Consider the following 11,506-nt stretch of genomic DNA (forward strand, 5'->3'; position numbering starts at 1 on the left):
CTTCGACAACCTTCCGGCACGCGGAGGGTTTCATGCAGCGTCCCCGACGGTCGTTCAGGGAATAGAACGGTCTTACAGCGTACAGAGAAGACTGCGGGGTAACCGCTGGAGCGCCGTTCGGCACGGTGCGTGCTCCCAGGCACGGACTGTCAAACCGTCTGCGGTTACGAGCCGCCATTCGGCGCTTGCCCTCGGCCGCCGTTGCCCTCACCGTTTTCGCGAAATTTCCCAAACGAGGACACGACCGCACCGTGCCGCACGCGACAGAGCTGATCGCCATCATCGCCCTCGGTCTCGTGCTGGCCTTCGCCTGTGGGATGCTGGCCCAACGCCTGCGGCTGCCTCCCCTGGTCGGTTATCTCCTCGCCGGCGTGCTCGTGGGGCCGTACACGCCCGGCTTCGTCGGCAATAGCCAGCTCGCGAGCCAGCTCGCCGAGATCGGCGTGATCCTGCTGATGTTCGGGGTCGGCCTGCACTTCTCGATCAAGGACCTGATGGCGGTGCGCACCATCGCCCTGCCGGGCGCCATCGTGCAGATCGTGGCAGCCACCACCATGGGCGGCCTGCTGGCACATCTCTGGGGCTGGGGCATCGGCGCGGGTCTCGTCTTCGGCCTCGCCCTGTCGGTGGCGAGTACCGTGGTGCTGCTGCGGGCGCTGGAGGAGCGCCGGCTCCTCGACAGCGACAAGGGCCGTATCGCGGTGGGGTGGCTCATCGTCGAGGATCTCGCCATGGTCCTCGCCCTGGTTTTGCTCCCCGCCCTCGCGCCGTCCCTTGGGGGAACCGGCGACGGCGCGGCCCACCATGTGGGGGATGGCAACATCTGGCTCACCCTGGCGCTGACGCTGGCCAAGGTCGCGGTGTTCGCCCTGGTGATGCTGGTGGGCGGGCGCCGCGTGGTGCCCTGGCTCCTCGATCAGGCGGCGCGCACCGGCTCGCGCGAGCTCTTCACCCTGGCGGTCCTCGCCCTGGCGCTGGGCATCGCCTTCGGTTCGGCCGAACTCTTCGGGGTCTCCTTCGCGCTGGGCGCCTTCTTCGCCGGCATGGTGCTCGCCGAATCCGACCTGAGCCATCAGGCGGCTGCCGATTCCCTGCCGCTGCAGGATGCGTTCGCGGTTCTGTTCTTCGTCTCCGTGGGCATGCTGTTCGACCCCGGCATCCTCCTGCGCGAGCCGCTCTCGGTGCTCGCCGTCCTCGGCATCATCCTCCTCGGCAAGTCCATCGCGGCGGTGGCGATCGTCCTGGCCTTCAAGCATCCCATCGGCACGGCCCTCACCATCGCGGCGAGTCTGGCGCAGATCGGCGAGTTCTCCTTCATCCTGGTCAGCCTCGGGCTGTCGCTGAAGCTGCTCCCCACCGAGGGGCGCGATCTCATCCTCGGCGGCGCAATCCTCTCCATCACCCTCAACCCGCTGTTCTTCGTTCTGGCCGACCGGGCGACGCGCTTCTTCGCCGAGCGACCGGATCTCGCCGCCCGGTTCGAGCGGCGCGGCGCGGCGGCGATGGCCGTCACCGAGGAGGCCAAACCCCATCGCGGCCACGCCATCGTCATCGGCTACGGCCGTGTCGGCAGCACCATCGCCAACGCCTTCGCGACCTGGGACATGCCCTACCTCGTAATCGACCGCGACCGCCGCCGCGTCCTCGACCTGCGCAAAGACGGAGTCGAGGCGGTGTTCGGGGACGCCACCGCGCCGGGCATCCTCGAAGCGGCCGATATCGGACAGGCGAAGCTCATCGTGATCGCGTCGCCCGAACCGCATACGGCACGGCGCCTCGTCGAACTCGCCCGCGAGGCCAATCCCGGCATCGACACCCTCGTGCGCACCCACAATGACGGCGAGCGGCGCTATTTCGAGGAGCAGCGCGTCGGCCTCGTCCTCATGGCCGAGCGCGAACTCGCCTACGGGATGACACTCTACGCCCTGCGCAGCCTCGGGCTGAAGGAGGGCGAAGCGCGCATCTTCGTCGACAGCACCCGCGTGGAAAGCCGCTTGGCTCCCGTGGAGACCGAGATCGACCAGGGCGCGCCGGAACTACGCCCGCACAAATCGGACGCGGTGGAGGGGAAGGGGTAGGTGCGCGGCTCCTCCCGTCGGCCAAGCGAGACGGGAAAGCGCCGGCGGCGCCATCCCGACCGGTGGATCGACCTCGAGGGTCCGGCCATCGGCGGCTCGTCGGTCGCGGCTCAGCCGGGCGCGGACAAGGCGCTCTTCGGCAGCAGCATATGGACGCCCTTGTTACCATCGACCGTCTGCGTGATGCGCAGATTGCCGGCTAAAGAGCACAGCATGTAGGCCTGATTGCGGGTCAGTTCGCTGCGAGCGCAGACGTGACGGACCATCTCGCGCACCGCCTGGCGCATGGCCTCGTCGAGGCTCTCATGCAACCCGATCGTCATGAGATCGGTGGGCGTCTCGGCGAAGGGCCATGAGAAGCCGAGATCCTTGCGCACGGTGAGGCGGAAGGTTCCTGAAAGGCCGGTCTCGAGGGCCGTGATGCAGACCTCGCCGTCGCCTTGCACGCCGTGGCCGTCACCGGCATAGAATCCGGCGCCAGGGTTGAAGACGGGCAGATAGAGCGACGTGCCGACCTTGAGCTCCTTGTTGTCCATGTTCCCGCCGAAGGCGCGGGGTACCGGAGAACCGACCCGGCCCCAGGCGGCGGGAGGTGCCGTACCCATGATCCCGAAGAACGGATCGAGGGGCAGCTCGGCGCCCCAGGGCAGGATCGCGACGCCGCGGGTGACATCGATATCGGGATGGATCGTCTCGTAATCGGTGAACTCGTCCGGCAGGGTGCCAAGCAGGGGCAGGATCGCCACGAAGCCCCAATCCATGCGGAATTTCAGATCGAGGATGTCGACCTGAAGCACGTCGCCGGGTTCCGCCCCGCGGACATGGACCGGGCCGGTGACGAAATGCGGTCCGGGGCCGGAGGCCAGCGTATCGAGGGCCGCGAGATAATCGGGCGGCACCCGGGCCGGGTCGGGGTGGAGGGATTCCCTTCCGCCGGCCGGAAACGAATGGAGCGTGACGGTGTCGCCGGACTCGATCTCCAGGACCGGCGGCAGAGCGGCGTCGAAATAGCCGAGCACCATCGTGTCGGGTGTCGCGGGAATCTCGTGATGCGTCGACATGAGGGATCCTTTCGATGATCGATGGTCAGACGGCGATGTGCCGGGCGAGGGCGGCGTGGTCCAAGCTCTCCCGCGTGCCCCGTTCGACCACGCCGCCGCGCGAGAGGACGACGAAGGAATCGGCGAGCCGGACCGCGAATTCGAGATACTGCTCCACGAGGAGCACGGTGATCCGGCCCTGGAGCCCTTCGATCACGGCCTCGATCGCCGAAACGATGGAGGGCTGGATGCCCTCGGTCGGCTCGTCGAGGAGGATGAGGCGGGGGCGGGTACTGAGCGCGCGGGCGATGGCGAGCTGCTGCTGCTGGCCGCCCGAGAGGTTTCCGCCGGGCCTGTTCCACAGGCCGCGCAGGGCCGGGAACAGGGCAACCGCCTCGTCCACGGCGTCCGTGCGGTCGAGCCCGTGCGCCCGTGCGGCGACGCGCAGGTTCTCCGCCACGGTGAGGTCCGCGAAGATCTCGCGGCCCTGGGGCACGATGGCGAGGCCCGCCCGCGCCCGCCGGTCCGGCGACATGTCGGTGATGTCGGTCTCGCCGAGGGCGATGCGGCCCTGGCTCGTTGGGATCAGTCCGGCGAGACAGCGCAGCAGCGTGGTCTTGCCCGCACCGTTGCGGCCGAGCACCGCCAGGCAGGCGCCGGGCGCGATGGAAAAGCCCACGTTCCGCAGCACCTGCGCACTGCCGTAATGCTGGTCGAGGCCGGTGACGGACAGGCCCAACGGGCTCGGCGCAAGGGAGTGGGACGCATCGCTCATCGGCCCAGGAACACCTCGATGACCCGTGTATCCGCGCGGGCGCCGGCCATCCCGCCCTCGAACAGGGTGCGGCCTTCGTGCAGCACGGTGACCCGGTCGGCGATCGCCTCGACGAAGGCCATATCGTGTTCGATCACCAGGATCGTCCGGTCGGGGCGGCGCAGGGACCGGATCAGGTCGGCGGTCCGCACGGTCTCGGCATCGGACAATCCCGCCACGGGTTCATCGAGGAGGACCAGCCTCGGACGGGAAGCGAGCACCATGCCGATCTCGAGCCATTGCTTCTCTCCATGCGCCAGAGAGCCCGCGAGCGTGTCCGCGCGCCCCTCCAGGCCGGTCTCGGCGAGGGAGGCCGCCACGCGGTCGGATCGCTCGGCGGTCGGGCAGTCGAGGCCGCAGCCGATCTCCAGGTTCTCGCGCACGGTGAGGGCGGGAAAGACGCTGGGCTTCTGGAACTTGCGACGCACCCCGGCGCGGGCGATCTGCGCCTCCGAGCGCCGGGTCAGGTCGAGATCGTCGCCGAGCAGGATGCGGCCTGATGTCGGTCTGGCGATGCCGGTGATGGCGTCGAGAAGCGTGGTCTTGCCGGCGCCGTTCGGTCCTATCACGGCCCGGACCTCGCCGGGATCGATGGCCAGGGACAGGCCGTCGAGGGCGCGGAACCGCCCGAACACGACGCTCAGGTTCTCGATGACCAGGGCGCTCATCCGAGCTCCCCGCCGCGCCGCAGCCAAGTCGGCCTCAGGCGCAGGGTCGCGAGGTCGAGGAGGCCGTTCGGCAGTCCCAGCACCACCACCAGGACGAGGCCCGACAGGATGAAGGGCCAGGCCTCCGGCATCGCGGCACTCAGCCAGAACTTGAGGGCATTGACCACGACGGCGCCGATCACCGCGCCGCCGAGCCGGCCCATCCCGCCGATGGCCACCCAGACCGCGATCTCGATGGAGAGGTCGGGGCTGAGGACCCGCGGATTGATGATGCCGACCTGGGGCACGTAGAGGATTCCGGCCAAGGCCGCGATCGTCGCGGAGAGGCACCAGATCCCGAGCTTGAGGCGCGTGGTGCTGTAGCCGAGGGTGCGCAGGCGGGCCTCGTCGTCGCGGCAGGCGAGCATGCGCCGGCCGATGCGCCCGACCACCAGGGCCCGTGCGCCCGCCAGGACCAGGGCCAGGGCCAGGAGGGTCGCCACGGCCAGACCCGTGACCGTGCCGGGCGCGCCGATGGGATGGCCGAACAGGAGCGGGAACCCGGTCATGCCGTTGTTGCCGCCGAGCCCCGTATCGTTCCGGAACATCAGCAGCATGGCGACATAGACCAGGGCCTGGCTGATGATCGAGAAGTAGACGCCGTTCACCCGCGAGCGGAACGAAGCATAGCCGAACACGAAGGCGATGGCGGCCGACAGGACCAGGGCCACGACGAGGGCATACGGCGCGCTCGCCAGGCCGGACCAGTACAGCGGCAAGGTCTTCCACCCCATGAACTGCATCAGGTCCGGCGCCACGCCGGTGACCGCATAGGCGTGGGAGAGCAGGTGCATGGCGCAGACATAGCCGCCGATGGCGAAGAACAGGCCGTGCCCCAGGCTGAGAATGCCGAGATAGCCCCAGACCAGATCGAGGGAGACGGCGAGGATGGCAAAGGCCGCGAGCTGCCCGACCATGTTCACGAGGTAAGGCGCGGGCTGCAGCAGAACGAGGGCGAGGGCGCCGGCGACGACGAGGGCGATCACCGCCGCCAGGAGCGGATCGCCGCCCAGACCGGGGACGAGGCGGCGGGACGCCGTCATGGACGATGTCTCCATTGCTTCGCTCATCGCCGTCGCCTGACGGCGAACAGCCCCTCGGGCCGGCGCTGGAGGAACAGGATGATGCCCGCGAGCACGATCACCTTGGCGGCGACCGCGCCGTAGAACGGCTCGATCAGCACGTTGGCACCGCCGATGCCCAGAGCCGCGACCAGGGTGCCGATGACGGTGCCGACGCCGCCGAGCACGACCACCATGAAGCTGTCGACGATGAAGGTCGCACCCATGCCCGGATTGACGCTGTAGATCGGACACAGGGCGACGCCGGCGAGCCCGGCCAGTCCCGAGCCGAAGCCGAAGGCGAGGCGGTCGACCCGGCGGGTGCGGATACCGAGGCACGCCGCCATGTCGCGGTTCTGGGTGACCGCCCGGATGTCGAGGCCGAGGGGGGTGCGCTTCAGGATCAGGAGCGTCAGCGCCAGGGTGGCGGCGGCGAAGGCGATGGCGAAGAGCCGGTTCCAGGTGACGATGAAATCGGCATAGAGCGGCACGCCGCCGCTCACGTAGGTAGGCATGGCGAATTGCAGGTTCTGCGATCCGAAAATCACGCGCACGAGATTGATCAGGAACAGGCTCACCGCCCAGGTGGCGAGCAGGCTCATCAGCGGCCGGCGATAGAGGTGGCGCAGGATCAGCGCTTCGATGAGGATCCCCACCAGCGCGGCGGCGAGGAACGCGACGGGGATGGCGGCGAGGAGGTAGAGATCGAGGAAGCCCGGCGCGAACCGGCGGAACGCCTCCTGCACGCCGTAGGCGGCGTAGGCGCCGACCATGATGAACTCGCCCTGGGCGAGGTTGATCACGCCCATCAGCCCGAAGATGATCGCCAGCCCCGCAGCGGCCATGAAGAGAATGCTGGCGAAGCTCAAGCCGTTGTAGAGCAGCGCGAGACCGTTGCCGATCCACACTGCCCGTTCGACCCTGACGATCCCGGCGTCCAGAGCCGCGCGGAAGGTCGGGTCCGCGCCATAGGCGGGATCGCTCTTCAGGGCCGAGAGGCGAGAGACCACTGCACCCGACGGGGCGTCGGCCACCGCGCGGATCGCCGCCAGACGCCGCGCCGGGTCGGGCGAGGACAAGGCGGCCCCCTGTGCCGCGATGCCGATCACCGCCTTCAACCCGGCATCCCTCTCGTTGGTCTGCGCCCGCAGCAGCACGGCATCGGGCACGCCTGCCATGCGTCGCTCGACGGCCGCCAGCCCCCTGGACCGAAGCTCCACGGTCTCACCCGCCACCAGCGTCGCAATGCCGAGGGCGGTCTCGGTGAGGGCGCGCTGGCGCAGGCCGAGCACCGGCGAGCGTCCGCCCTCGGCGGAACGGACGGCGCCGCTTCCGACCTCGCGCCCGGCCGATGCTCCCGCCTTGTCGAGCAGGACGGCCGTGTCGCCGAGACAGACGAGGCGTCTCTCCAGCAGGCCGCGCAGCAGGACGCCCGCGGCGGCGAGATCGTCGACCGCTTCCTCGCCGCTCGACCGGATCAGCGCATCCAGCGCCCTGGTCTGCGCGGCGCCATCGCCGCACAGGCTGACGGCGAAACCGGCGCGGTCGAGGCCGGGCGTCGCCCCGAAGGTCGGCTGCACCAGACCGGCGATGAGCAGGAACGCACCCCAGATCCAGGCCTTCACGCCCTCAGCCATACGGGCTGAACGGCACGGGCTTGGGAGCATCGGGCGATTGCCAGAGGATGTCGAAGCCCTGCTTCTCGTTGACCGAGCCGATGAAGACGCCGCGAGAGACGTAGTTGTTCTCCCCCGTCATCGTCAGGGTGTAACCGGAGGGATCGGCAAAGCTCAGGCCCGCGAAGGCCTTGCGCACTTCGGGCACGTCGAAGCTCCCCGCCTTCGCCGCCGCCAGTGCCCAGAGCTGGACGCTGTCATAGGCCGAGACCATCGGATCGATGACCGTGTCGGCGCTGAAGGGCACCGACTTGGCCTTCACGTAAGCGGCCCAGTCTCCGAGGAACCGGGTATTGGCCTCGGCCTTGGCGGCCTGGAGATAGGCCCAGCAATTGAGGTGGCCGACGAGCGGCGCGGTATCCAGCCCCTCGAGGTCGGCCTCCACCATGTCGAGGCCGAGGATCGGCACATCGGTGGCGCGGATGCCTTGGTTGGCGAATTCGCGCAGGAAGTCGGGAATCGACGACCCCACCACCGTCAGCACGACGATCGGCTGGCCGCCCGGCTCGGCGGCAAAGCTCCGGATCTGATTCACCAGGGTCTGGAAGTTGGAGAAGCCGAGCGGCACGTATTCCTCGCGCCAGGCAGTCGCCGCGACGCCCTTCGACGCCCAATAAGCCTTCAGCTGCTTGTTGATCGTGCGCGGCCAGACGTAATCGGAGCCGATCATGAAGAAGCGCTTGGCCCCGACACCCTCCGTACCCATCAGGTAATCGACGGCAGGCAGCACCGAACTCGCCGGCGGCGAGTTCACGTAGACGATGTTCTTGGAGTTCTCGTCGCCCTCGAAATGGAGCGGATAGAACAGCAGCCCGTCATTCTGCTCGACCACCGGCAGGACCGATTTGCGCGAGACCGAGGTCCAGCAGCCGAACAGGGCGGCGACCCTCTCCTGCTGCAGCATCTGCCGTCCGATCTGGGCGTAGAGCGGCCAGTCCGAGGCGGGGTCCGAGGTGACGACCTCAATGCGGCGCCCGTTGACGCCGCCCTTGGCGTTGAGCCCGTCCGCGGCCATGCGCACCACATGGTTCAGTCGGCCTTCGATATTGGCCATCGTGCCCGAGGAGGAGAACAGGCACCCGAGCTTGACCGTATCGGCCGCCCAGGCCGGGCGGATGATGGCGGGGGCGGCGAGCGCCGCCGCGGTCCCGATGAAATGACGCCTCGTGACATCGACCATGGGCTCTGTACCTTCCCCTGACACGAGGCGAAGTGTCGGATTCCCGATGGCGCGGTGGAAGGTCAAATGGGCTGCACATGCCCTCCGGTCTGCGCAAAACCTTGGCGGACCGCCTACGAAGCAGGCTTGATGCTGGGCAAAACGTCAAAATTACCAAGAATGACGATAACCGCGAGCAGATCTTGGCTCCCGTTCACCGGTGCGCTTCTTGCTTGGGCCGCATCGCCATCTCGCATCGCGGAGGCTTGCCCATGCGTCGATCCCGACACACCGATCAGGAAGTCGCCTTTCTGTTGAAGGAGGCGGAGGACGGCATCCCCGTCGCCGCGATCTGCAAGGCGGCCCATATCTCGGTCGGGACCTTCTACCGCTGGCGTCGCCGCCTCGGCGGCCTACCGCCGGCAGGCGTCGCCCATCTCGGGCAGGTCGAGCGCGAGAACGCCGCTCTGAAGGCCGAACTGGTCCGCCTCAGGCAATCCCTGCTCGCCCTGTCCCCTCGCCATGCCGACAGCACGGGACATCCAGTCCGAACGGGACACCACCGCCCCGGAACGCCTTCGGCCAGCGTCGGAAGCGTGCGCTATCGCGGGGGAGCCGTCTCCGTCGGGCGCTACGCCTTCGTGCGAGGGGCCAACTAGAACCCGGTCCCGTCACCCTCATCGGCTCAGGAAGGCTCCCTCCGCGCGCCCGGCATGCGTCCACCGTGCGACTGGTGCTCGAGGAGGGTCACACAGACATCCCTGCAAGCGTCCCATGGTCAACGACACCGTTGCGCGGAGGCACGGCTTGGGCTAGGTGTCGTGCACGGTCAGCACCCGTAGCTCAGCTGGATAGAGCGTTGCCCTCCGAAGGCAAAGGTCACACGTTCGAATCGTGTCGGGTGCGCCATTCACGTACAGAACTACGAACGCCGGGGGGGGCATTAGGGCCGTTCCCTACGGCTTTTTCCCAGAACATCCCGGCGGCCTGTGATCCGCACCTCTTCCTTTGCAAATTCGACAGTATCGTTGATGGCTCGGAGGTAGGCTTTCCGAAACGGCACTTCACTCTCCTGTAGCCGTGATCGCATCACACGCACGAAGGAGTCGACCTGCTCCGGTGTCACCGTGACAGGTTCCCGAATCTGCTCACGAAGCCGCTCCAGAGCCGCTCTCGCCCGATCACGGTCAGCCCGCAGATCGTCGAGACGCTGTTTCAGGGTTCAATCGCTCAGATCGGCGACGCCTGCCTCGATCGAAGCGTACAGGCGCTTCAGCCGTACCTCGGCTTCGGCCTCTTCGGTTGCCAAAGCCTGTATCCGCGCCTGTGCAGGGCCGACCCGAGACTGGCGGCGCGCGACCAAGCCCGAGAGGATTTCCTGCACTCGGTCCGTCGTCAGCAAACGCCCGACCAGCGCGGTAGTGACCAGATCGTCGAGCTTGGTCATCGCGATGTTCGTACCCGGGCAGGTACGTTTGCCCATCCGCATCGCCGGCGAGCAGGTATAGTAGCGATAGACCCTCCCGGTGCTGGAGGTGCCAGTGCGCAGTGTCATGCCGCCGCCACAGGCCGCCCACTTGGCGATGCCCGTAAGCAGGATCGGTACCGTGACCTCGCGTGGCGGCGCCTCGCTCGGCCTCCGGCTGCGAAGGGGGTCCTGCACCGCTTGATAGAGATCCGGCGTCACGATGACCGGAGCCGTCGATTCGATAACCTCCGCCTGCGCCTTGAGCTGTCGTGTCTTCGCCTCGCGCCGATTGAACTGATAGGTTCCTGCGTAAAGCGGCCTCGTCAGAATATCGTGCAGCGGTCCGATGCCCCAGCGCGCCCCAGTCCGCGTAACGTGGCCTCGCTCGTTAAGCCAGTTGCAGACTGATTTGACACCGAGCGGGCCTGACCGTCCATCGCCCTCGCCGATCAGGCGGTAGATCAGCCGTACGAGTTCAGCCTCGACCGGATCAATGGCCAGAATCTTTTTGAGCCGTTTGCCCTTCTGTTCCGTCTCGATAGTGCGATAGCCGAACGGCGGCATCGAGCCATTCCAGTAGCCCTGGCGCGCATTCTCCTTCATCGAACGAAGCACGTGCTTGCTGTTTTCTTGAGATTGGTATTTGTCGAACAAGCCGAAAATGTTTCGAGCCAGGACGTGCGCTGAATCTTCCTCCGTGAAGGGCTGGGTCATCAAGACCACGCGCACGTCGTGCTTCTTCAGCCTTCGTCGCACCCCTTCGAACAAAAAGTTGTTTCGGAAGAAGCGACTGAAGCTGTGAACCACGATGAGGTCGAAAGGCCGTGATCCATCACAGGCACGTTCGAGCAGCGCCGCGAGCTGCGGCCGTCCCTTCTCGCTCGTCGCCGATGCACCACGCTCTTCGTACTCACCGACGAGAACGTGGTCGTTCGCCAGACACCATTCAGCGATCTGATTTCTCTGATCGGGCAGCGATAGGTCGGCTTCGGCTTGGGGGCCGGTCGAGACACGTGTGTAGGCAACGGCTCTCAGCTGCCGGTGTGCAGGCGGAGTAGTTGAGACGGCTGAGCTTTGCCGTGATGCGCGACGAGCCATGACGGTCCGTTCGATTCTCTTCGGGTTACAGAATGATGGATCGCAAGGCGATGCGACAGGGTCGAGCGGCCGCCGCCAACACCTCGTTGCGCGGCGGTTAAATGCTCCAACGTCGTTCAGCGAAGGAGATTGTCAATCTCGTCAGCGAGATAGTGCTCGACCGCGTCAAGCTCGCGCTCGATCACGGATTCCGGCATGGCGACGACGACGACACGTACGTTTCCAGTTGCAGGTGCACGCCGCCGTCCAATGCGTGCTCGGGCTCCCGGTGCATGCCGTCCATCTCGGCGCGAGGCTTGCGCCGTCCGACTGTCCGTCGTCAGACGATTTGGGACATTCAGCGGTGTTCAGGAGCGGAGGCTCTGGTCCATCTGGGTTGAGAGGTTAAGCGGCCTGCGCGTGGTG

9 protein-coding genes and 1 tRNA gene are annotated in these 11,506 nt (G+C 67.2%); 3 read left to right on the forward strand and 7 right to left on the reverse strand.

All coding sequences use genetic code 11. The annotated features are described in order from the left end of the window. Positions 1-251: 251 nt before the first annotated feature. Positions 252-2,078, forward strand: a complete 1,827-nt coding sequence (ybaL, locus tag K368_RS0106525) for a YbaL family putative K(+) efflux transporter (RefSeq protein WP_027171700.1) — start codon at positions 252-254, stop codon at positions 2,076-2,078. A 110-nt stretch (positions 2,079-2,188) separates the two neighbouring features. Here the strand turns inward: ybaL and K368_RS0106530 are convergent, their stop codons facing one another. The 6 genes from K368_RS0106530 to K368_RS24025 are packed head-to-tail and all read right to left on the reverse strand — an operon-like array spanning position 2,189 to position 8,556. After that, positions 2,189-3,139: an acetamidase/formamidase family protein gene (locus K368_RS0106530; RefSeq protein WP_027171701.1), complete on the reverse strand. Its 951-nt coding sequence runs from the start codon at positions 3,137-3,139 to the stop codon at positions 2,189-2,191. Between the two features lie 25 nt (positions 3,140-3,164). Continuing rightward, complete coding sequence (urtE, locus tag K368_RS0106535; RefSeq protein ID WP_051439783.1) at positions 3,165-3,893, reverse strand: urea ABC transporter ATP-binding subunit UrtE; 729 nt, start codon at positions 3,891-3,893, stop codon at positions 3,165-3,167. Continuing rightward, entirely contained in the window at positions 3,890-4,600 is a 711-nt protein-coding gene (locus K368_RS0106540; RefSeq protein ID WP_027171703.1) for an ATP-binding cassette domain-containing protein, read from the reverse strand. The genes urtE and K368_RS0106540 overlap by 4 nt, the downstream gene beginning before the upstream one ends. After that, entirely contained in the window at positions 4,597-5,682 is a 1,086-nt protein-coding gene (gene urtC, locus K368_RS0106545; protein WP_051439784.1) for an urea ABC transporter permease subunit UrtC, read from the reverse strand. Before urtC ends, K368_RS0106540 begins: the two co-directional genes overlap by 4 nt. Before the next feature lie 23 nt (positions 5,683-5,705). After that, on the reverse strand, positions 5,706-7,337 hold the full coding sequence (urtB, locus tag K368_RS0106550; protein WP_027171705.1) for an urea ABC transporter permease subunit UrtB: 1,632 nt from the start codon (positions 7,335-7,337) through the stop codon (positions 5,706-5,708). Next, positions 7,330-8,556 carry a transporter substrate-binding protein gene (locus K368_RS24025; RefSeq protein WP_051439785.1) on the reverse strand — a complete coding sequence of 409 codons (1,227 nt, stop codon included), beginning with the start codon at positions 8,554-8,556 and terminating at the stop codon, positions 7,330-7,332. Before K368_RS24025 ends, urtB begins: the two co-directional genes overlap by 8 nt. A 251-nt stretch (positions 8,557-8,807) precedes the next feature. On the opposite strand from K368_RS24025, the gene K368_RS0106560 reads away from it, so the two are divergent. Continuing rightward, positions 8,808-9,194 (forward strand): transposase, encoded by a 387-nt coding sequence (locus K368_RS0106560; RefSeq protein WP_027171706.1) that lies wholly within the window; start codon positions 8,808-8,810, stop codon positions 9,192-9,194. A gap of 173 nt (positions 9,195-9,367) precedes the next feature. Then, positions 9,368-9,444: transfer RNA gene (locus K368_RS0106565), tRNA-Arg, on the forward strand. A gap of 313 nt (positions 9,445-9,757) precedes the next feature. On the opposite strand, the gene K368_RS25855 is transcribed toward K368_RS0106565, so the two are convergent. Beyond that, entirely contained in the window at positions 9,758-11,101 is a 1,344-nt protein-coding gene (locus K368_RS25855; protein WP_245259521.1) for a recombinase family protein, read from the reverse strand. Positions 11,102-11,506 lie beyond the last annotated feature (405 nt).

It is taken from the genome of Methylobacterium sp. 10 (assembly GCF_000519085.1).
Lineage (GTDB): Bacteria > Pseudomonadota > Alphaproteobacteria > Rhizobiales > Beijerinckiaceae > Methylobacterium.

What these genes read in the sequence shown, in the direction of transcription:
- K368_RS0106530 (WP_027171701.1), bottom strand. Translation starts at nt 3,139, where the DNA reads ATGTCGACGCATCACGAGATTCCCGCGACACCCGACACGATGGTGCTC.
- urtE (WP_051439783.1), bottom strand. Translation starts at nt 3,893, where the DNA reads ATGAGCGATGCGTCCCACTCCCTTGCGCCGAGCCCGTTGGGCCTGTCC.
- K368_RS0106540 (WP_027171703.1), bottom strand. Translation starts at nt 4,600, where the DNA reads ATGAGCGCCCTGGTCATCGAGAACCTGAGCGTCGTGTTCGGGCGGTTC.
- urtC (WP_051439784.1), bottom strand. Translation starts at nt 5,682, where the DNA reads ATGACGGCGTCCCGCCGCCTCGTCCCCGGTCTGGGCGGCGATCCGCTC.
- urtB (WP_027171705.1), bottom strand. Translation starts at nt 7,337, where the DNA reads ATGGCTGAGGGCGTGAAGGCCTGGATCTGGGGTGCGTTCCTGCTCATC.
- K368_RS24025 (WP_051439785.1), bottom strand. Translation starts at nt 8,556, where the DNA reads ATGGTCGATGTCACGAGGCGTCATTTCATCGGGACCGCGGCGGCGCTC.
- K368_RS0106560 (WP_027171706.1), top strand. Translation starts at nt 8,808, where the DNA reads ATGCGTCGATCCCGACACACCGATCAGGAAGTCGCCTTTCTGTTGAAG.
- K368_RS25855 (WP_245259521.1), bottom strand. Translation starts at nt 11,101, where the DNA reads ATGGCTCGTCGCGCATCACGGCAAAGCTCAGCCGTCTCAACTACTCCG.